General features: G+C 36.6%; 19 protein-coding genes. 11 read left to right on the top strand and 8 right to left on the bottom strand.

The window, feature by feature from the left end; genetic code table 11:
- Positions 1-2 precede the first annotated feature (2 nt).
- The 3 genes from ACJVDK_RS00650 to ACJVDK_RS00640 all read left to right on the top strand — a co-directional run bounded on the left by ACJVDK_RS00650 (position 3) and on the right by ACJVDK_RS00640 (position 4,960).
- Entirely contained in the window at positions 3-1,343 is a 1,341-nt protein-coding gene (locus ACJVDK_RS00650; RefSeq protein ID WP_443938392.1) for a hypothetical protein, read from the top strand.
- A gap of 189 nt (positions 1,344-1,532) precedes the next feature.
- Entirely contained in the window at positions 1,533-2,924 is a 1,392-nt protein-coding gene (locus ACJVDK_RS00645) for an IS4 family transposase (RefSeq protein ID WP_443936453.1), read from the top strand.
- A gap of 644 nt (positions 2,925-3,568) precedes the next feature.
- The gene (locus tag ACJVDK_RS00640; RefSeq protein WP_443936453.1) at positions 3,569-4,960 is read left to right on the top strand and encodes an IS4 family transposase; all 1,392 of its coding nucleotides are present in this window, start codon (positions 3,569-3,571) and stop codon (positions 4,958-4,960) included.
- A gap of 1,948 nt (positions 4,961-6,908) precedes the next feature.
- Here the strand turns inward: ACJVDK_RS00640 and ACJVDK_RS00635 are convergent.
- The 4 genes from ACJVDK_RS00635 to ACJVDK_RS00620 all read right to left on the bottom strand — a co-directional run bounded on the left by ACJVDK_RS00635 (position 6,909) and on the right by ACJVDK_RS00620 (position 10,056).
- On the bottom strand, positions 6,909-8,330 hold the full coding sequence (locus ACJVDK_RS00635; RefSeq protein WP_443938391.1) for a Glu/Leu/Phe/Val family dehydrogenase: 1,422 nt from the start codon (positions 8,328-8,330) through the stop codon (positions 6,909-6,911).
- Between the two features lie 136 nt (positions 8,331-8,466).
- On the bottom strand, positions 8,467-8,685 hold the full coding sequence (locus tag ACJVDK_RS00630; RefSeq protein ID WP_443938390.1) for a CcmD family protein: 219 nt from the start codon (positions 8,683-8,685) through the stop codon (positions 8,467-8,469).
- A 1-nt stretch (position 8,686) separates the two neighbouring features.
- Positions 8,687-9,349: a cytochrome c biogenesis protein CcsA gene (gene ccsA / locus ACJVDK_RS00625; RefSeq protein WP_443938389.1), complete on the bottom strand. Its 663-nt coding sequence runs from the start codon at positions 9,347-9,349 to the stop codon at positions 8,687-8,689.
- A gap of 41 nt (positions 9,350-9,390) precedes the next feature.
- Positions 9,391-10,056, bottom strand: coding sequence for a heme exporter protein CcmB (locus ACJVDK_RS00620; RefSeq protein ID WP_443938388.1), 666 nt, complete (start codon positions 10,054-10,056; stop codon positions 9,391-9,393).
- Between the two features lie 151 nt (positions 10,057-10,207).
- Between ACJVDK_RS00620 and ACJVDK_RS00615 the strand changes: the two genes are divergently transcribed.
- Both ACJVDK_RS00615 and ACJVDK_RS00610 read left to right on the top strand, forming a co-directional pair.
- Complete coding sequence (locus tag ACJVDK_RS00615; protein WP_443938387.1) at positions 10,208-10,693, top strand: methylated-DNA--[protein]-cysteine S-methyltransferase; 486 nt, start codon at positions 10,208-10,210, stop codon at positions 10,691-10,693.
- 4 nt (positions 10,694-10,697) lie between these two features.
- On the top strand, positions 10,698-11,084 hold the full coding sequence (locus tag ACJVDK_RS00610; protein WP_443938386.1) for a hypothetical protein: 387 nt from the start codon (positions 10,698-10,700) through the stop codon (positions 11,082-11,084).
- Positions 11,085-11,106: 22 nt separating this feature from the next.
- On the opposite strand, the gene ACJVDK_RS00605 is transcribed toward ACJVDK_RS00610, so the two are convergent.
- Positions 11,107-12,186 carry a tyrosine-type recombinase/integrase gene (locus ACJVDK_RS00605; RefSeq protein ID WP_443938385.1) on the bottom strand — a complete coding sequence of 360 codons (1,080 nt, stop codon included), beginning with the start codon at positions 12,184-12,186 and terminating at the stop codon, positions 11,107-11,109.
- A 270-nt stretch (positions 12,187-12,456) separates the two neighbouring features.
- Between ACJVDK_RS00605 and ACJVDK_RS00600 the strand changes: the two genes are divergently transcribed.
- Both ACJVDK_RS00600 and ACJVDK_RS00595 read left to right on the top strand, forming a co-directional pair.
- A complete protein-coding gene (locus tag ACJVDK_RS00600) occupies positions 12,457-12,822 on the top strand; it encodes an FEKKY domain-containing protein (RefSeq protein ID WP_443938384.1) in 366 nt (121 codons plus the stop codon).
- Between the two features lie 137 nt (positions 12,823-12,959).
- The gene (locus tag ACJVDK_RS00595; RefSeq protein WP_443938383.1) at positions 12,960-13,403 is read left to right on the top strand and encodes a hypothetical protein; all 444 of its coding nucleotides are present in this window, start codon (positions 12,960-12,962) and stop codon (positions 13,401-13,403) included.
- A 332-nt stretch (positions 13,404-13,735) separates the two neighbouring features.
- Here ACJVDK_RS00595 and ACJVDK_RS00590 read toward each other — a convergent pair whose 3' ends face one another.
- Positions 13,736-14,806 carry an IS110 family transposase gene (locus tag ACJVDK_RS00590; RefSeq protein WP_443938382.1) on the bottom strand — a complete coding sequence of 357 codons (1,071 nt, stop codon included), beginning with the start codon at positions 14,804-14,806 and terminating at the stop codon, positions 13,736-13,738.
- A gap of 266 nt (positions 14,807-15,072) precedes the next feature.
- On the opposite strand from ACJVDK_RS00590, the gene ACJVDK_RS00585 reads away from it, so the two are divergent.
- From ACJVDK_RS00585 to ACJVDK_RS00570, 4 genes are all read left to right on the top strand, one after another.
- On the top strand, positions 15,073-15,795 hold the full coding sequence (locus tag ACJVDK_RS00585) for a hypothetical protein (RefSeq protein WP_443938381.1): 723 nt from the start codon (positions 15,073-15,075) through the stop codon (positions 15,793-15,795).
- Positions 15,796-16,025: 230 nt separating this feature from the next.
- A complete protein-coding gene (locus tag ACJVDK_RS00580; RefSeq protein WP_443938380.1) occupies positions 16,026-16,346 on the top strand; it encodes a transposase in 321 nt (106 codons plus the stop codon).
- A 114-nt stretch (positions 16,347-16,460) separates the two neighbouring features.
- A complete protein-coding gene (locus ACJVDK_RS00575; RefSeq protein ID WP_443938379.1) occupies positions 16,461-17,756 on the top strand; it encodes a Fic family protein in 1,296 nt (431 codons plus the stop codon).
- 238 nt (positions 17,757-17,994) lie between these two features.
- A complete protein-coding gene (locus ACJVDK_RS00570) occupies positions 17,995-18,567 on the top strand; it encodes a hypothetical protein (protein WP_443938378.1) in 573 nt (190 codons plus the stop codon).
- Between the two features lie 576 nt (positions 18,568-19,143).
- Here ACJVDK_RS00570 and ACJVDK_RS00565 read toward each other — a convergent pair.
- On the bottom strand, positions 19,144-19,884 hold the full coding sequence (locus ACJVDK_RS00565; RefSeq protein ID WP_443938377.1) for a LytR/AlgR family response regulator transcription factor: 741 nt from the start codon (positions 19,882-19,884) through the stop codon (positions 19,144-19,146).
- Positions 19,881-21,806 carry a histidine kinase gene (locus ACJVDK_RS00560; protein WP_443938376.1) on the bottom strand — a complete coding sequence of 642 codons (1,926 nt, stop codon included), beginning with the start codon at positions 21,804-21,806 and terminating at the stop codon, positions 19,881-19,883. The genes ACJVDK_RS00565 and ACJVDK_RS00560 overlap by 4 nt, the downstream gene beginning before the upstream one ends.
- Between the last annotated feature and the right edge of the window lie 58 nt (positions 21,807-21,864).

The raw sequence follows: 21,864 nt of genomic DNA, 5'->3' as shown, positions 1-21,864 counted from the left end.
CGATGAAAAAAAGAATATTCCGAATTTTAGCAGCAAGTATACTCTTGCTGCTAATTTGTTGTATAGGTTATTTTGGATACCGTCGTTATCAAGCAAATAAAGTACTGGTTCCATCATCGGTGGTTTCTGTCTTAAAAATTAATACGTTTGCTTTAGCTAAAACCATATCCATTAGTGCGGTAAAACATCCTAAAGAATACGACAATGAACTAGAAAAGCAGATTGAGAACCTAGGTAATGGGCTAGAAATCTCTGGTGATATTTTTATGTACGCATTAAAAAATGCTTCTCAATCGGCACTGTTCACAACCTTTGACATAAAAGATTCCGTACGTTTTTTGCATTTTATTAAAACACAAAAAGTATTTCCTTTAGAAAAAGAAGGAAGTAATTTTTATCAATCGGCAGATTCTACATTCGCTATTTTATTCAACGAAAAAACGGTCGCACTTGCGTATTCAGCTAAAAAAGAAAAACTGGAGCCAACCTTAAAAAGCCTTCTAGCCAAGAAAAACTTAGTAAAACTTGCCGAAACCGCTTTTAAGGATATTTTATATGTTGACGATCACATTTCTTATCAAAACAAAACACAACACCTTAAGATTAATTTTGAGGATGGAAAGGCTTTGCTATGTGCCGAATTGACCGATACGAAGCTAGAACCAGTACAGCAACCTAAACACCGAAAATTAAACCCGAACAATATTATCAATTTTTGGATAAATGCACGCATTAAACCTTCTGCAGGAAGCAACAAGAACAAGGCAGCAAATTTGCAATCTTTATATTCTAGCTACTTAGATTTTGAAGTGATAACATCTGGACATAAAATAGATACCATTGTTACCTACGACTATGATGCTAATTTTAATCAAATTGAAAAGAGAACATTTCAAAAAAGTGATGGGTATACACTCTCTTTACGTTTGGATAAAGATGCTAAAAATTTGAAAGACTACTTCAAAAAAATAGGCGCATACAATCATGCTACCGATAAAATTACCTATCCTTTACTACCCGATTTTGAGTTCTATTTAACGGGGGATAAATATGTAAGTCAACTAAGCACCGAAAAGGATTACGTATTTAACCAAGAGAAAATTCCTTCAAACGATTTCTTTTTTCTCCAGATCGATTTTTTAAAGTTCAACAAACTCCCGTTTATGCAATCCGTTTCCAATTTCAAAATCTATAAAAAACTGGAGGTAAAAGGATACGCAGTAGACGCCAAAAAAATAAAAATTGATGCAGAATTAACCTTTTTAAATGAAGAAAAGAATGCCTTGATAAACCTGTTTCAAAACAACACAGGAAATCCTCTGTCCTTTAACATTACCCTATAGTGTGAATGAACAAGGTATAGACTTAACGATGCAATAGGTTACAAAATACAGTTTTGAACGTTTGTTTTACCGGCATGTTTTATTCTGGCTATTGCTCGGCTAGCCCCCATGCTAGGACCGGCCTAGGATGTTTATCCCGAGTATTCCTATCGTGTGGACAGATCTTCTATATAATTAGTTTCTTTGTATATGCAAAAAAGAGGTTTTACAAATTTGCCCGATTCACGTTTAATACGTCGAGGGAATAAGAACTTAGATATCCTATTTAGAAATTGCGTTCACTCTATTCGTCAGCTTAGCAAGGACGAGGCAGAAGCAAAGGGTTTTTATCGATTCTTATCGAATAATCGTGTAACTGAAGAAAGCATCATTTCAAATTTAACCTCTAACTGCCAATCCGCTTGCCACGGGAAATATGTTGTTTGTATTCAAGATACCACAGAAATAAACCTAAGTAGCCATAAAAATAGAATAAAGAAAGATTCGTTTATCGGCACTACCAATGCCAAGGGCGATTTCGGATTGGGTTTTATGCTTCATCCGAGTCTTGTCCTGGATGCAGTTAATGGAACTCCTTATGGTTATGCAGATATCAAACTATGGAATAGACCGCTGGAATTTCGTTCAAAGTTTGAGCGAGAATACAGTAAATTACCCATTACAGAAAAAGAATCTTACAAATGGATAGAATCATCGAATAATACAAAAACAGCATTATCCTCTTGTGTTGAAGGAATGGTGATTATACAAGATCGAGAAGGAGATATATACGAGCAATTTGCCGTTATACCCGATGAGAAAACAGACCTTTTAATACGTGCAAAAAGCAACAGAAGACTAAAAGACAAAAGCAAACTATTTGACTGCCTTTCCAATCAAGAAGTGCAGGATATTTATGAAATAGTAGTAGAAGCGAAAGAGAAAAGGCCAAAGAGAAAGGCTAAAATAGAAATCAGATATAAAGAAATAGAAGTATGCAAAACAGGCACTACAAGTAAAGAGCTTCCAGCGAGTACTAAGCTTTATCTCATAGAAGCAAAAGAAGTTGGCTATAGTGGGGCAGATAAAATATGTTGGAGGCTATTAACCACCATAGCAGTAACCACGCCTTCTATGGCTAAGTTATGCATAGAATGGTATAGCTGGCGCTGGACAATAGAAGAAGTGTTTCGGATACTTAAAAAGGAAGGATACAATATTGAAGCCAGTGAATTAGAATATGCCTCATCTATCAGAAAACAAACCCTTATGATCATGGAAGTGGTGATAAAGTTATTCCTAATGCGCCTAGCATACGCTGAACCAGAACTCTCGATTGATGCACACACATGTTTCAATGATGAGGAACAGCTATTTATGGAAGAACAAATAATCAGACTTGAAGGAAAAACCCAGAAGCAGAAGAATCCTTATAAGGATAAAGATCTGAAAAGATATGTATGGGGATTGGCTAGAATGGGAGGTTGGAAAGGATATGAAAGCAAAAGAACGCCAGGGATAACTACGATCTGGATTGGATTAAAATACTTTAGGGCTGCAAAAGAAGGATGGGACACACATAGAGATCTGTCCACACGATAGGAGTATTCGGGATTGGACGAAGAAAGCAGCGAGAAGCTGTGCAGAAACGTTCAAATTCTTACTGTTCAAGAGAATTTGCAGCCGAGCGAAGGAACTGTGCGAAGCCAAGGCCTCAAATTATCGCCATCAAGTTTCTGCTAGCTTTATTCAACAACAGATTCAAGCCTTATGTTTTGCTTCTTTTACATCAAGGTAAAAGAAGTTGCCCCGCCGGCAATGAGGCGATAAAAGATTTCTCTTTAAGAGATTGTTTTGCTAAGCGCACAAATGATAATGAATCTTTAAGTTTTATTGAGATAACCAAAATAAATCACTCGTATAGCCCGCACTCTTTCCCTAGCTTGCCTCTTGCCGGCAGGGCATTTACTTTTGAAGGCCAAAAGTAACCAAAAGCCTTTGTCGATCCGGCTAGGCAGCTTTGCCCGCAATACCTTTGCTCAAAACAAAAACAGTCTCGCTAGGTTTTGTGGAGATTGGTTTTGTAACCAATAATTATTTATTACCACAAAACTGAATAGAACAATGCTCGGTAGTACAAACTCGAATGTTCCTGCAACTGTTTTTGTTTTTCTCCGCTGCTGGGGATGCATCCCGAGCATTCCTATCGTGTGGACAGATCTTCTATATAATTAGTTTCTTTGTATATGCAAAAAAGAGGTTTTACAAATTTGCCCGATTCACGTTTAATACGTCGAGGGAATAAGAACTTAGATATCCTATTTAGAAATTGCGTTCACTCTATTCGTCAGCTTAGCAAGGACGAGGCAGAAGCAAAGGGTTTTTATCGATTCTTATCGAATAATCGTGTAACTGAAGAAAGCATCATTTCAAATTTAACCTCTAACTGCCAATCCGCTTGCCACGGGAAATATGTTGTTTGTATTCAAGATACCACAGAAATAAACCTAAGTAGCCATAAAAATAGAATAAAGAAAGATTCGTTTATCGGCACTACCAATGCCAAGGGCGATTTCGGATTGGGTTTTATGCTTCATCCGAGTCTTGTCCTGGATGCAGTTAATGGAACTCCTTATGGTTATGCAGATATCAAACTATGGAATAGACCGCTGGAATTTCGTTCAAAGTTTGAGCGAGAATACAGTAAATTACCCATTACAGAAAAAGAATCTTACAAATGGATAGAATCATCGAATAATACAAAAACAGCATTATCCTCTTGTGTTGAAGGAATGGTGATTATACAAGATCGAGAAGGAGATATATACGAGCAATTTGCCGTTATACCCGATGAGAAAACAGACCTTTTAATACGTGCAAAAAGCAACAGAAGACTAAAAGACAAAAGCAAACTATTTGACTGCCTTTCCAATCAAGAAGTGCAGGATATTTATGAAATAGTAGTAGAAGCGAAAGAGAAAAGGCCAAAGAGAAAGGCTAAAATAGAAATCAGATATAAAGAAATAGAAGTATGCAAAACAGGCACTACAAGTAAAGAGCTTCCAGCGAGTACTAAGCTTTATCTCATAGAAGCAAAAGAAGTTGGCTATAGTGGGGCAGATAAAATATGTTGGAGGCTATTAACCACCATAGCAGTAACCACGCCTTCTATGGCTAAGTTATGCATAGAATGGTATAGCTGGCGCTGGACAATAGAAGAAGTGTTTCGGATACTTAAAAAGGAAGGATACAATATTGAAGCCAGTGAATTAGAATATGCCTCATCTATCAGAAAACAAACCCTTATGATCATGGAAGTGGTGATAAAGTTATTCCTAATGCGCCTAGCATACGCTGAACCAGAACTCTCGATTGATGCACACACATGTTTCAATGATGAGGAACAGCTATTTATGGAAGAACAAATAATCAGACTTGAAGGAAAAACCCAGAAGCAGAAGAATCCTTATAAGGATAAAGATCTGAAAAGATATGTATGGGGATTGGCTAGAATGGGAGGTTGGAAAGGATATGAAAGCAAAAGAACGCCAGGGATAACTACGATCTGGATTGGATTAAAATACTTTAGGGCTGCAAAAGAAGGATGGGACACACATAGAGATCTGTCCACACGATAGGAGCATTCGGGATCGACGGACGTACTTCGGTTAATACCTGCAATTTTGAACGTTTGTTTTACCGGCATGTTTTATTCTGGCTATTGCTCGGCTAGCGCCCATGCTAGGAGCGGCCTAGGATGTTTATCCCGAGACCTTCGGGATTGGACGAAGAAATCAGTGAGAAGCTTTGCAGAAACGTTCAAATTCTTACTGTTCAAGAGAATTTGCAGCCGAGCGGAAGGAATAGAGCCAAGCCAAGGCCTCAAATTATCGCCATCGAGTTTCTGCTAGCTTTATTCAACAACAGATCCAAGCCTTGATTGTTTGGTTACTTTATTATCAAGAAAAAAGTAACTAGGCCCGCCGGCCATGAGGCGATAATTGATCTTTCTTTAAGAGATTGCTTACTAAGCGCGCAATGACGAGGGGTGTTTATGAAATTTTCAGTAAATGATGCTAGATTGCCCCCCGCTTTCCCTTGCTTGCCTCTTGCCGGCAGGGCATTTACTTTTGAAGGCCAAAAGTAACCAAAAGCCTTTGTCGATCCGGCTAGGCAGCTTTGCCCGCAATACCTTTGCTCAAAACAAAAACAGTCTCGCTAGGTTTTGTGGAGATTGGTTTTGTAACCAATAATTATTTATTACCACAAAACTGAATAGAACAATGCTCGGTAGTACAAACTCGAATGTTCCTGCAACTGTTTTTGTTTTCTCCCGCTGCTTGGTATGCATCCCGAGCATTCGGGATCGACGGACGTACTTCGGTTAATACCTGCAATTTTGAACGTTTGTTTTACCGGCATGTTTTATTCTGGCTATTGCTCGGTTAGCCCCCATGCTAGGACCGGCCTAGGAGGTGTTGGACGAAGAAAGCAGTGAGAAGCTTTGCAGAAACATTCAACTCCATACTGTTCAAGAGAATTTGCAGCCGAGCGAAGGAATGGAGCCAAGCCAAGGCATCAAATTATCGCCTTCAAGCTTCTGCTAGCTTTATTCAACAACAGATCCAAGCCTTGACTTTTTCGTTCTTTTTTGTCAAGAAAAAAGAACTAAGCCCGCCGGCTATGAGGCGATAAAGGATTTCTCTTCATGAGATTGCTTACTCAGCTCGAACACGATAATGAATCTTTAAGTTTTATTGAGATAACCAAAATAAATCACTCGTATAGCCCGCACTCTTTCCCTAGCTTGCCTCTTGCCGGCAGGGCATTTACTTTTGAAGGCCAAAAGTAACCAAAAGCCTTTGTCGATCCGGCTAGGCAGCTTTGCCCGCAAAGCCATTCCTCAAAACAAAAACAGTCTCGCTAGGTTTTGTGGAGATGGGCTTTGTAACCAACAATTAGTTATTTCCACAAAACTGAATTGAACAAGGCTCGGTGGTACAAACTCGAATGTTGCTGCTACTGTTTTTGTTTTCTTCCGCTGCTTGGGGTGCATCCCGAGCATTCGGGATCGATGGGCGTACTTCGGTTAATACCTGTCATTTTGAACGTTTGTTTTACTAGCATGTTTATTCTGGCAATTGCTCGGCTAGCCCCCATGCTAGGACCGGCCTAGGAGGTGTTGGACGAAGAAAGCAGTAAGAAGCTTTGCAGAAACGTTCAAATTCTTACTCTTCAAGAGAATTTGCAGCCGAGCGGAAGAAACTGTGCGAAGCCAAGGCCTCAAATTATCGCCATCGAGTTTCTGCTAGCTTTATTCAACAACAGATCCAAGCCTTGATGTTTTGCTTCTTTTACATCAAGGTAAAAGAAGTTGCCCCGCCGGCAATGAGGCGATAAAAGATTTCTCTTTAAGAGATTGTTTTGCTAAGCTCGATGACAGCGCATTTTTGAATTTGTGATGCAGTATAAATGAAATAAAATTCTCTTGCATAATTTGGATCTAACTTTGATACTCACAGAAACAAAAATGCCTTGCAATTTGAATTGCAAGGCATTTTTATTGAATATACTTATCGGTTAAGCTTATGGCCAAACACCTAAGTTCATATATGATACAGCAATTTTATCAATTGAATTTACAAAAGCAGCTGTTCTCAATGTTTTTGTACCTGGTTTTTGTTTCAACGTTTCACGAATCTCGTGGTACGAATGAATCATGGTATCTTCTAAACCTGAATTTACCAATTCCATTTCTGATGCTCCTTTTACAATCATCATACGGTGCTCTGGAAGAATCGTTTTACCCGTTAAGTTTTCCAACGTGTTAATCAAATTTGCATTTGAATTAGCTGCATATCTGTTCTCCATACGTCCGAAAGCTACGTGAGAAAGGTTTTTTAACCATTCGAAATAAGAAACAGTAACACCACCAGCATTACAATACATATCTGGAATAATGATACCACCCATTTCTGTAAAAATGGCTTCTGCTTCAGGAGTAGTTGGTCCATTCGCTCCTTCAGCAATTATTTTTGCTTTTATGCGGCGAATATTTTCTTCAGTAAATTGATTTTCTAATGCTGCAGGAACTAAGATATCACACGCTTGCTCCAAGCCTTCCATTGAGTTTTTGAACTCTTTTGCACCTGGAAAACCTAAAATTGAACCGGTACTTTTGCGGTGTGCAAAAACCTCATCAACATTTAATCCGTTTGCATTGTAAATAGCTCCTTCGAACTCGCAAAGTCCAACAATGGTTGCACCAAACTCAGCCAAGAATTTTGCAGAGTGATAACCCACATTACCTAAACCTTGAACAATCACACGCTTGCCATTTAAACCAGCTGTTAAGCCAATTTTAGCCATATCTTCAGCTACTTCAACACATTCGCGCACGGCATAAGCCACACCTCTTCCTGTTGCCTCTTTACGACCACGAATACCGTGTAAAGCAATTGGTTTTCCGGTAACACAACCCAACGCATCTAACTGCCCAGGATTCATCGTCATGTACGTATCTGCAATCCAGCTCATCTCACGCTCACCCGATCCATAATCAGGAGCAGGAACGTCGATACCAGGACCAATAAAATTTTTCTTAATTAATTCGGTGGTATAACGGCGCGTGATGGTTTCTAATTCGGCAACCGTATATTGTTTGGTATCAATTTTAATTCCACCTTTTGCACCGCCAAATGGCACGTTTACAATAGCACATTTGTAGGTCATTAATGCCGCCAAAGCCATCACTTCGTCCTCGTTCACCATATCGCTATAACGAATACCACCTTTGGTTGGACTCATGTGATGCGAGTGCTCTACACGCCAAGCATCAATTACTTCAAAACCGTTTCCACGACGGATAGGAAATTGGAAACGATACACACTGTTACACGCTTTAATCTGGTTCAATAACCCCTCTGGATGATTGGTAAATTGAGCCGCACTGTCAAAGTTCTTGCACACATCGGCAAAAAATTTGGTTTCGTCTGCTATATTAGCCATTAGTTATTTTCTTTTATGAATAAGTTATGCTGCAAAATTGCCTAAAAAAATTCCACTTATCAAAATCCAAAAACACTTAGTGTATGCCACACACAACCCCAAAACAGCTATAAAAATAGGTTTAAACAGTTTAAACCTATTTTTTATCGAAATTATTTTTTTCTACTTTTTTTAATCTTTTATCTAACGCAAACAGATAAATCAATAAACCCAGCAAAATAATCACTATACAAATCACCACAACGTAAATTTTTCCGTTGCTGCGCATGGTATCGGCCATTTCTACACCGTTATCTTGTGCAAATAATTGCAGTCCGATAATCATTAATAACAGAGAGAAAACTATCTTTTTCATCTTAATTATGTTGTTGTTTATTTTCTAATGAACGAATACGGAAACGGATGGTATACACCCAATATCCTATTAAAATCCAGCCCAAGCAAGCAGGATAAAAAACCATGCGCATTCTGCTGTCTAAATCGTAGCTATTAAATCCCGGGTTTCCACCGTTACCCGGATGCAAAGAGTCTTTTAAGCGTGGCAATACAAACAATAAAACCACCATCATCGGGAAGGCAAAAATGTTGTAAATAGCCGATAACTTAGCTCTTTTTTGTTCCTCATCTATCGCATTGCGCAAAATTAGATAGGCACAATACAAGAGTATAGAAATGGCGGCAAAATTCTGTTTCGGATCGAAACTCCAAAACTGACCCCAGGTATATTTTGCCCAGATAGCTCCAGTAATTAATCCCAAAACACCAAATAGAATGCCTGCATTAACGCTTTCTACCGCACGTAAATCATCCAATTCGTTTTTTGAACTCAACGATTTAATACTATAAAAAACCGATATAGAGAACAGCACAATCATGGCAAACCACATGGGTACATGGAAATACAAATTACGGATGGTTTCGTTTAAAATTGCCAAATGCGGAACACCCAATAATAAACCTGCTATCGAAGTATACACCACCAATACCGAAGCTAAAATTTTCCACCAAATTTTATTCATATATCTAAATCTATTTATTGCCTAAACAATTTGCATTTTTTTTAATCTCTCCACATATGCGGAAATAGTAACAACGAGGTTGCTATCGTAATTATATTCACAATAACCAGCATGGCTATATCATCGTAACTCGTATCCCATGGCAAACCATCCACGGCTTTTTTTGCTAACTTAATCAACAAAATAAGCACCGGAATTATAATGGGAAAACTCAAAATAGCCATCAACATTCCACCGTTACCAGCTTTGCTTGCAATCGCTGAAACCATGGTAAAAACCGTAGAAAAACTGATACTACCCAAAATTACCGCCACGTAATACAAGGTTAAATCAGGCGGTGTAAAGGTATCAAAAACTAAAATGTAAAATCCCAACGCAATGGTGGTTAAAACCAACATGAGCAAGGTATTGTAAATCGTTTTTGAAATTAATATGGCCGCCGGACTTGCTAATACGTAACTATATAATTGTTGCCCTTTATTTTCCTGAAGAAAACTTTTTGACACACCGTTTATGGATGCAAATAACATAATTACCCAAAACAACGCATTCCAAGCTAGTTTGTCGCTCAATGTAACAAATGACAAATAACAAGTAAAAATAGTAGACACTACATAGAGCAATACCCCATTAATGGTATATTTTGAGCGCCACTCTAACAGTATTTCCTTGTGGATTAAAAATCTAACCTCTTTGGCCAATTGCATAGCCGCAAAGATAAAAAAAGAGTTCAGAGATTAAGTAGTTGTTGCGTCAGAAAACTATTGCTAGGGGTATAAATTTAACCTATTCAAGAGATGTGTAAATCTGGCCAACAATTGAGCTGTTATTTCACAAATCATTCCCGTACTATTGTATATGGAAAATTTATTTGCCTCGTACCTCCACACACCCATTGGTATTTTAACCATACTGGCGGATGAACATTTTGTACACGAAGTAACCTTCGCAGAAAGCAATCATCCATCCTTAGCCGAAAATACACTTACCAAACTGGTGGCTACACAATTTGAGCACTATTTTAAAGGTACCCTCCGCTCATTTGATTTCCCTATTAAACAAATTGGAACAGATTTTCAACAAGGCGTATGGGAAAACTTGCTCCACATCCCCTATGGAGAAACACGTTCGTATGCACAATTTTCGGCGCATAAACCGCTTGCCATCCGGGCAATAGCTGCTGCCAATGGCAAGAATAAAATCGCCATCGCTGTTCCCTGTCACCGTGTTATTGGCAGCAATGGAAAGTTAGTGGGTTACGCCGGTGGATTATGGCGCAAACAATGGCTATTGGAACACGAGCAAGCAATCGCACAAAAAGGACAAATAGCTTTAAAATTTTAATTTTATGAATTTAGAACAAGTAGATGCCCCAAATTATTTAAAAGCAATCCGCTTAATTAATATCAACGATGATCAATGTGATTTTGAAATAGGCCGTATTCCTGTATTACAACCCAATAATGTACGCTCTTTTTTTGCTAAAACCGACATTTTACTTCAACATTACCCCCACCCAGCGCCTCGTCGACAATTTGTGATTACCATAAAAGGCAAACTTAAATTTACCGTTACAAATGGGAATACTTTTATTTTAGAACCTGGAATAATCTTAATTGCAAACGACTTAAAAGGTATTGGGCACACCTGGGAAGTTTTAGATGGAAGTGAATGGGAACGCATTTACATTCCTTTGGATGAAGAAGCCAATGATTATTTTACAATAGCTGAATAGGAATAAAATGCTTTTTAAGTTATTATTCCTCATCCATCGTATCTAACGGACTTTTAATAGTACTGATCATTCGATTTGCCAATGCAGTATAACGGAGTGTGGTTTTAAGGTTATTATGACCTAATAACTCTTTGATAAACGATATATCGGTACCTGCCTCTAACAAATGAGTAGCATAACTATGTCGCAAGCTATGTATCCCCACCTGTTTATTTATTTTTGCTTCGTTTAGCGCTTTCTTAAAAACCGCCTGAACACTCCTGATGGTGTATTGCCCAGCCCTTTGACCTTCGAATAAGTAGCTTTTAGGGGCATATTCTATATAATACTGCCGTAGTTCAAGCAGTATACTTTCTGGTAAATTTACATAGCGGTCTTTTTTGCCTTTTGCTTGCGAAACCAACACATGCATACTTTTACTATCAATATCGCTTATTTTAAGATTTACAATTTCACTCACCCGCAAGCCCATACCATAGCAAAGCTTTAGCATTAATAGGTGTTTTCGGTTTTTTATTACCGAAAACATTTTCTTGATATCACTTTTATTTATTGCCTTTGGCAAAATACTGGCTTTTTTGGGTCGTGGAATATCCAAGAAAAAGCCCTCGCGGTGCAGCACTTTCTCGTAAAAAAATTTTACCGCATTGATTCTACTGTGTAGATAGTTTTCGTTTAACTTTAGTACATGAACGCAATATATAAAATAACTTCTTACGCGTTCTTGGCTTAAGCTTTCGGCATCTACATTTTTTAAATCGGCCAAAAAATGCCCTAATGCTGCGCAATAGATTTGCAAGGTATTTTTACTGTACATTTTTAACTGCAAGGTTTCTCTAAAGCGTATAAAATGTTTCTTATTTGGTTCTGCTATTTTTTTTAACATTTGTTCGCCTATTGCATGTTCAGGCAAGTCGAATAACTTTCTATATTGTTTCACATCAAGCACGTACCAACACTTTTTGGTATTGCTCCAATACGCTTTTGCTACCTCTTTAAGATTGGCAATAAGCATTGAATCTTTTTTAAACTTAACCCATATCACCTTCTTTTCTTTATGCTGACCCAACTCAAATTGGTACATTTTTCTTTCAAATTTCATATACGCAAATTTTATATAGCTTATTGAATTTATAAATATAGTAAAACATAAACTATACGCAATACACGAAAAAAAATAACAGCACAATAAATTAATTATCAATAAGTTAATCAAAAATAATAAAAAAAAAGCAAACATAATTAAACTTAAAAAACTTCGTATATTTGGGAGTTATAAGCCATTCTAGGAGACAAAAGTACAATGAAAGCGACGCTACTAATTTTACTGTTTTTTATACTTAATCAGTTGACATTCGGACAAAACCGAAAATTGACAGATGAAGAAATCAATAGTAGCGGAGCGACAAAAATGACATTTATTGAAAAGTGTGACGAGGTAGAAAATCTGTTTAAAGCTGACCTAAAAAACCAAACTTTATTTTTATTGCTTCAAGGTGGAATTGCTCCAGTGGTAATTTCGACGGACAAGGATTTCGAAAATAAATATCAAGTTTATTATTACGATTTTGGGTGCAATGCTCCGAACTTAGAATGTGTTAAAACTTACAACGAATTTGTATTTAGCCATTTGACAAAATTATACGGAAGCAAATGGAAAAAGACAGTCCGAAAAGACGTTATTGGATTGAAAAAATGGAAACTAAATAAACGGCTTATAACAACAGGTTCAAGTTAAGCCTCGGGCGAAGCAAGAACACGAAAATTTGAAGCCATTTATTTAGTTTAGTGCTGTGGACAGTTGGTGCAATTAAATTAGGCTCAACTTAAACCTGCAAAACGTTATAGGGCATTTTAAAAGACGACCACAAACCAATGACAGAACAAAATATTATCGAGTTTGTACTCGAAAAACTTAACAAGTATCCTGACATTAAATTCGACAAGAAAAATGACAGCGAACTTGAAATATTTTGTCGTGACGACAACGGTTTTGATATTCTACTGCAGACTGACGAAAGAGAAAACACACTTCATTTCGGGACTTTTCATTGGCACTTTGACAACACCGAGGACGAAACTAATGAAATGCTAAATCAACTTGTTTTCGGTCTGACAGGAATTGCAAGGCTTAAAGAGTTTTCTAAAAATGGTAAAGCGTATAAATGGACATTACAAATTCAAGACAGAGACGGCAATTGGTTTGACAACGGTACTATGGGGCTAATGAATATTAACTTTTGGGCAAAGGCTGAAATCAAATATTTGCAAAATGAACTATTGCCGAAAAACATTTTATACGCTGAAAATGAACAATAGGACGAAAAAGAAAAACGCCCTATAACACGGGTTCCTATGTAAAGTAGTTTTCCTTGAACCAAGTTAATTATTCCGTTTAAATATTCCAATACAATGGGTATTGGGGGCTAAATTAATGCTCCTCAAACACCTCGATAATCATTAAGCTCAGGCTCCTATGTGTGGCTGCCTATTTTCAAGACACCACCTGCACCCCTATGGTTTATTGATTAAAAACAGCTACCTGCTTTGCGGTGTGACAGCGAGATGCTTCACAACCCGTGTTTTGTAGTCTGAAATTTTGTTTTTTAATGAGCTTTTAACAATTATTTTTCCTGATATATATCTTTTTTTTATGTCATACTAGTTGGTTTTTGATAATTTATCTGATAGGGATTTTCTGTCTTGATTACTGAGAGGATACGATTTAATAGTTTTCTTGCTAATTTAACCACAATACTTTTGGGGTTTTTACCAATGTGGGTACGGTAGTAAGCCTGCATTTGTGGATCAAGGCGAAGCGCTACCCATGCTGCTTCTATAATGTAGCTCCGCAAAAGCCCTCGGCAACGTGGCGTTACCCCGAAAACGTTTTCAACAGCCCCACTGTTGCGCATCATCGGTATAAACCCCACATAACTGGCAAAACGTTCTTCGTTATTGAAACATCTGATATCTCCAAGCTCGGCAATCAGTGCCGAGGCAAGATAGCCACCAACCCCTGGGATACTCTTCAATAGATAGTAATCCTTTTTATGATGCTTTCTGCAATAGGCACGAAGTTCATTGGCCAGTTGCAGGTATTCACCATAAATAAATTCATAGACCCTTAACTTGCTATCTAGGCACAACTTACCTGTTTGGAAATTCCATTTGATATCCTTCAGCCAACTTATGAATGATTTTGTCCAGTTCGGATTATCGTGTTCTTGTGGGATTTTGATGCCCTGGTAGAGCAAAAAACTTTTAATCTGTGTTTTTGCTCTACGAAGTTGTCGAGTAATGGCAGCACGTTGGCGTAACAAACTTTTCAGTTCGTTTTCACGCTCATCCGGCACAAAGATGCCCTTCAATTCGCCCAAGGACAATTGCCTACTGAGGTTCCTACAGTCCAATGCATCGGTTTTCTGATAATATTGTTTGTTGTTGGTGGGCACATCTGCAGGATTTACAACCGTTACTTCCCAGCCCAACTGCATAAAATAACGTGCCGCACTAAAGCCACAGCAGCCAGCCTCATAAGTTAGACTAATTTCATGTTCTGCAAAATTACCTATCACGTAATTATAAAGTAATGCAGGATCTGCAGGAATAGTGAAATTTTTATGGTCGCTGATATCACTACGGATATGAACTGACCAACTTTTCTTGTGAATGTCAATACCAATGAATAGCTTTGGTAAAGCAGTAGTTTCTGTTGCCATAATTCAATTTTTTTGGTAGCTTATTAACGTAAGTCTACACCTTTTTTGGATGGAGCAGGATTACTGCTTTTACATGAGTGCTTTGCGTCAGGCGGGCTGACGTGCAAACTTGGAGCTTTATGCTTCTAATGAACTTTAGTAATAAATTGAAACTTTGTGCTCCGAAACCCGCCCGAACGCAAAGCCCCGAACCGTTAGCGGCAATAAATGGGACAGTGCTAATTTGAACCTTTTGTGCAAGAAACGAACAAACACAACCAATAAAAATGAGTAATCAAAAACCTAAAAGTTGGTGGGAACAAAGACGAGGACGATACAATTTGGGAGTGATACTTTCGGGTGTTTTGGCTTACATTTTCATTTTCATAATTGAGGGACACAAGAACTTTTCTCTTTTGGCTTTAATTGTTCAAGGTATAGGTTCTTGGATTTACATTGGGTTCGCAAACTTGTTTTACTTCCTCGGACCACTTGCGGACAAGTTACTCAATAAGGAAGACAAGTCAGCATTTAGAGAGAGGTTGTATAATTTAGTTTTTGGTTTTTCAATTCTGCTTCCCATCCTATTTGCTGCAATGTTTCTCATTTTTCCAGCTTGGGACTATGGCTACGAACAACTAAAGAACAAACCTTCTGACATCGAACTTTACGGAGTGTATGAACTTAATAGCAGTTCAAAGAAATTTTTAATTCACAAAGGTTATAATATTGACGGCAGTAGATTAGAACTCAATTCAGGTAACACATTCTACTTTCATAAACTACCCGACAACATTGTAAACGATTTTGGAAACTCAAATGGAAAAACAATTGACCAGACAGGAAAATGGAATGTTTACTGTCCGACTGGAGATAATTGTCAAGTTGAGATTGAGCATGTAACTTTCGCTGACATTGTGAAAAAGAATGACCACTTCTCAATATTGATTACTATTGGAGACCCAGACTCAAGAGAAGGTATTGTATATGAAAAAACATCAAACCAATGAGGAACAGTTTTACTGCCGCTAACAAGGGGCTTGCGATAGCGGGGGTTCCGTGCTTCGCAGACACATTTGTGCAAGGTGAAAGTTCAGTTCTCAGAATGAAGTTTAGTGCTAAAACACCCCGCCATCGCAAAGCGGCAAAACGTCAAACTGTCTAAAAACCTCAGCTAGTTATCCACATTTTTATTGATAAGTTTTCTGGTTCAACGAAATGGTTTTTGGTAATTTTCGGTATGAAATTCATCAAGGGAAAAGACCGCAACCAGACCGAGTTTTTCTGTTTGGATCAAGCTGTAGGTCAAGATAATGAAGTCCGCCTGATAGACCTTTTCGTTTCGGCAATTAACATGAAAGATTACGGATTCGAGACGGATTTTATTGATAACGGTCGCCTGGCCTACCAGCCAGGAGATTTGTTGAGGCTTTTTATTTATGGCTACCTCAACCGTATTCGTTCGTCAAGGAAATTGGAAAAGGAGTGTCAGCGCAACATCGAGCTCATGTTAAATCAACTATATTTAAATCCTAAAGCTGGCAATCTAAAACCAATTTAGGTTTTTAGACAAACTGCCGTTGTGCCATATTTAACAGCAGAACTCGTTACCATAAAATTTGCATACCTCAAACAACATTGTTAATTTTGAACTACAATTTAACAATGACTAAAAATGAAACTTGAAAAACCACCAAAATGTAAATTAAACATTGAATACCTCCAAAAAATTTGGAAAGGTGAATTCAGAGATTTTATAGCTAAGTCAGATGAGAAGTATTTCTATTGGGATGATATTAAATACAAAAAAGATGTGCCATTTGAATCACAAAATGATAATTGGACATTAATTAAAACGTATAGAACTTCTAAGTATGAAAAATTAAATTTCGGAACCTATACATTTAACTATTTTCTTTCTGAATATATTTCCAAGAATTTACATGATTTTGATTTGAAACTAATGGGTGGTTTACAGCAAAACCCTATTCTCCCATCGGATAGAATTGAATTCTTTAAAAATTCATTATTAGAAGAGGCTGTTGCTTCATCTCAGGTTGAAGGTGCTGCTACTACTACCGAAGTAGCAAGAGATATGCTTAAATCTGGAAGAAATCCAAGAAATGAATCAGAACAAATGATATTCAATAACTTAAGAGCGATTGAGTACACTGGTGAATTCATAAATAGTAAGATCGATTTTAAAATCATAATTGAATTACATAAAATTATGACTGCAAATACAGATGCAGAAAAATATTCAGGTGATTTTAGAGATGGAGAAATATATGTAACAGATCATGTAGATGGTGAAATTGCTCATATTCCACCTGACTGGAATGAAGTCAAACCTCTTATGGGAGAATTATGCGAGTTTATTAATGATGATGGAAAGTTTATTCATCCAATAATAAAAGCATCTGTCATACATTTTATGATTGGATTTATTCATCCGTTTAAAGATGGTAATGGCAGAACCGCAAGAGCTTTATTTTACTGGTATTTATTAAAAAAAGGCTATTCATTGGTTAATAATATTTCAATTTCAAGAGTTATACTTGAATCTAGGACGCAATACGACAAAGCGTTTTTAAAAACAGAATATGATGAAAACGATTTAAATTATTTCATATCATACTCAATAAAAAATATACGAATAGCTTTTGAAAAATTAATACAATATCGAGATAAAAAACTTGAAGAAAGGAAAAAAGCTAATCTTGTTTCTTATGAATTACTTTCAAAAGGTTTAAATAAAAGACAAGCTGACTTGATAGGTTTTTTGTATCTAAAAGATAAAAATAATGTCACTTTGAGTTCGTACGCTGAAAAACATGAAATTGTAAGACAGACCGCAAGTAGAGATTTAAATGAACTTATTAAACTAGGACTAATAGCTGAGGATAAATCTACAAAACCTTATAAGTATTCTTTGTATAGCAAAAAAACAGTGTCTGAATACATTAAATAAACATCGCACAACAGTTAGTAAGCGCAAATTGGGTATTGGTGTTTATTGAAAGTCGGTTTTGTATTTGCAAAATTTGTGCTTAATGGAAATAAATCGCATTTTTAATCCCAACCAGCGCCTACTAGCAAAACGTTAGTGGCAATTGTAGACAGATTACTTTCATAAATTAAAACTATTTGACAATTAACGGGAAAAGCCGAAAACCGAATAGAGTAAGCAATAATTAAAAATAAGAACTATGATTAATTTACCATCTCTCATGAAAATGTTTTTGCTTGCTTCTACATTCTTTGTTTTAGCTCCCTGCCAAGCACAAGTGAAACTATCGTCATCTACCAATGACAATTCATTGACTAGGATGCCTGACGAGGAAGCTATTAAAAAGGCGGTTGATGAAGCATACAAGTCATTATGTTTTAAACAAGGAGAAACATTAAATTACGATAAAATTCAAAACTGCTTTATCCCAGAGGCTCAGTTTATCAATTTTAGATCAGGCAAGTTAGGGATATTTTCTTTGAGCCAATTTATTGATAACTATAAAAAAGCAGTAACATCTGGTTATATTAAATCCTTTTACGAAGAAGAGATTTATGGTAGAACGGATCAATTCGGAAATATTGCTCAAAGAATTAGCTCTTACAAAACCTACATGAACAATATGGACAAAGTTATTGAAAGAGGCGTAAATAGCTTTCAGTTGGTTAAAACACCTAACGGATGGAAAGTATCAAGTATAGTGTGGGATGTTGAGAAATCAGAACAAGCGATCCCTACTTATTACCTAAATGAGACAGCCCACAATAAATAATTGTGCTGTCTCTTAACAAGATGTAAACATTGCTGTTGTGCTAACAGACTATTAATTAAATTAATTCACACAACATGCTATGTAAGCCGAAAACAGCTAAGCAACGAAATCAAGAGCAAGGGCTTGCAGTAGTAAAAAAAAACTGATTGCCTAAAGAAGCACTACCACTAACAGCTAAGGTTTCGTTGGATGCGCAGCACGAACAATGAAACCAGTGTTGAACGGAACCGTTTGTTAGCTATGGTTTTTGCGAGGAAGAGTTTGAAGGTATAGTTTCGTGCTGTGCACGAGTAAGGGGCTTGTTTACCCGGGATACTTCGGGATTCTTTTTTTTGTAACCATACTATATTGAATTTATTTATAGTAGCAAGGTACGAAAAACGGGATAGAGGCTACCGTGTGTTAAGTTCAACACGGGTATTGCCAAAAGCGGGGATGAAGTGCTTCGATTAGGCATTTGTGCAAGGTTCAACATTCGTTCTTCGATTAAACTTTTGTGCTAAAAATCCCCTCCAATGCCAACACGTAAACCGTTTTCGATCAGTTAAAACAACATCAGCACAAAATCTTTAAATTTTATACTACCCCAAACCGCTCCATCAACTTATCTTTCTGTATACGGGCAACTTGCAACTGCTTGTTATTTTCAAGAGTTAACAAGCAATCGGTTTTATTAAACTGTTTTACCTTGTTCAAATTGATAATATATTGACGGTGAATTCTAAAAAAATTTCTTCCTTCTAGTATCTCTTGAACGTCCTTTAGAGTTTTAGAAACAATCACTTTTTCGGCATTTTGCAATACTAAAATTGAATAATTACTACTAGCTTCGATGTAAAGTATATCGTCTAAATTTATAAAAACGATGCCAGATAAAGAGCTCACCGCCAATTTATTAACCTTATCGCCAATTAAATGTTGCTGAAAAACACTCAACTGCGATTCTAATGGTTTACCTACTTTAACCGCTTTTTTTACCGCCTCAATTAAATCATCGATGTAAATTGGCTTTACCAAATAATCTAAGGCACTAAATCTAAAAGCTTTAATTGCAAATTCGTTATACGCCGTTACAAAAACCACACTAAACGATAAGGGCAGTAATTGTTCTAAAAACCTAAAACCATTAATTTCTGGCATTTCAACATCCAAAAAAATCAAATCAGGTTTTATAAATTCAATTTCTTCAAGAGCCTTTACCGGGCTATTAAAAACATGTATACTCCCTATTTCTGGACAATGTTTTTCTAATTGTAAACGAAGAAGACTCAGGCTGTCCTCCTCATCGTCAAGAATCATTGTTGTTAATAATTTCATATCAAATGTATATTTATGGTAACACGAGTACCCATTGGTTGATAATTTTCATTGTACAAATCTTCAACATGCAAGGTGGTATTGGCATTAAATTTTTGATTCAAAACCGCAATTCTTTCATTAGTAATTACACTTCCGTACGATTTTTCCTTTTCAGCATTTTTGCTATTTAATTCTGCTGCTTTAGCCCTTCCAACACCGTTATCTTCCACAATTACCTGTAAACTTTGAGCAATTGTATCTTGATTAATCTTGATGTTAATTTTGCCTCCTTCTTTTTTATGCATTAAGCCATGCCAAATTGCGTTTTCTATTTGAGGTTGAATAAGCATTGGCGGTATTTCTATAAAATCAACATCCACATTCTTATCTACTTCTATAGCGTAATTCAGTTTACCTTTAAAGCGCATGGTTTCGAGTTCCAAATACAATCGTAAAACTGTTAATTCCTCGCTAAGCACTATTTTTTCTGCTCTTGAATGAACCAACGAAAGACGCATCAATTGCGAAAACTCTTTTAAATAGCCAGAAGCCAAATTGTTATCATTTTGCTCAATATATAAGTTAATTGAATTTAGACAGTTAAAAATAAAATGAGGATTCATCTGTAAACGCAAAATCTTATGCTCGTTTTCAGCATTTTTAAGTTTTAAATTAATCCGTTCAATTTCGCCTTGCTTATCGCGATAGGCTAATGCCGTTAGAAATAAAATTGTATCAAGCACAAAAGCAACTGTAATTAAATCGATGTATTGGTTAACCCTATAATACCAATTTGGCAAATAAGAGGTTAAATTGATCCATTTTGGCACTACGCTAAATGTAAATGCAACAGAAATGGTAACTAAACCAATAAAAGCAAATTTTAAATATCCTCTATTTGAATTTGGACGTGCATAATAGCTTAACAATATGGTTAAAACCAAAAATGGCAACGCACTATACATCCATAAAATTTTGGTAGCAATGGTAAGTTCTGGCCGAGCATAATGTAGCCCCATCACCCCCAACATTACAACCCACTGTAGCAAACAAAAATTAGCAAAAGCAAATAAATATTTATGGTCTTTTAAGGATAGGAAATTGATTAAGAAAAGAATGTAAAAGAAATTTTGGGGAACAAAAGATAGGAGATAAATAAAATCGTTATTAATTGATGGCCACCAACTACTTTCAAGCACGATTGCATCAACCTGTAAAGAATAGCGTAAAAATAACGAGATTGAAGCTAGTGCATAGTATAAATAATCGATGTGTTTTCGTTGAAAGAAAAATTTTAAACAACAATAAATAAACACAGCAAAATAAAAACCGGCTACCCATAACTTTACGTTTCGATAGCTCGAAGGAGATAAAAGCAGCTCTTCTCCCCTATTTAAATAAGCCATATCGAGTGTTTCTATTGCTGGATTGGCGAGCGTAAGATTAAACAAGTACTTATGGTTAAGCAAATAAAAACGTTGTTGTGCTTGTGCTCTTAAAGGCAAGCTTAACCTCAAATAATCTGTTTTAATAGAAAGATCAGAAATGCGCGAACCTAAGCCTGTTTGTGCCACTAAAACCAACTGTTTACCCCGCTGTTCGTACAACACACTTTTTTGCATATTAGAGCCCAATTTCAGCAACAAAATGGTATCCCTTGGATAGGTATTTTTGAGTGTAAACCGCAACCAATATTGCAAAGTAGAATCGGGCAATGCCGAACCCAATTTAACCGAATCATCAAAGGCTTTCCATTCGAGGAAATCAAGTTGCGCTAAAGTAGTATTGTTCTTTGATGATACCGCAAATTCTGCCTGATTTAACAAGCGACTTCTTTTAACACTATCCGAAATAGTTATTATTTTTTGTCCAAAAACTGTCGGATATAACGCTAAAACAAAGCATAAAACCAAAAGAAAACTCAGGGTTGTTTTTTTCATTAACAGAAGAGGAATGATACCTAATAAAGTTAACACAAAAAGCCAAATAAGTAATTAG

The organism is Pedobacter paludisoli, assembly GCF_052344095.1.
In the GTDB taxonomy this organism is placed as follows: domain Bacteria; phylum Bacteroidota; class Bacteroidia; order Sphingobacteriales; family Sphingobacteriaceae; genus Pedobacter.
This window is presented reverse-complemented; position numbering and strand designations above follow the sequence as displayed.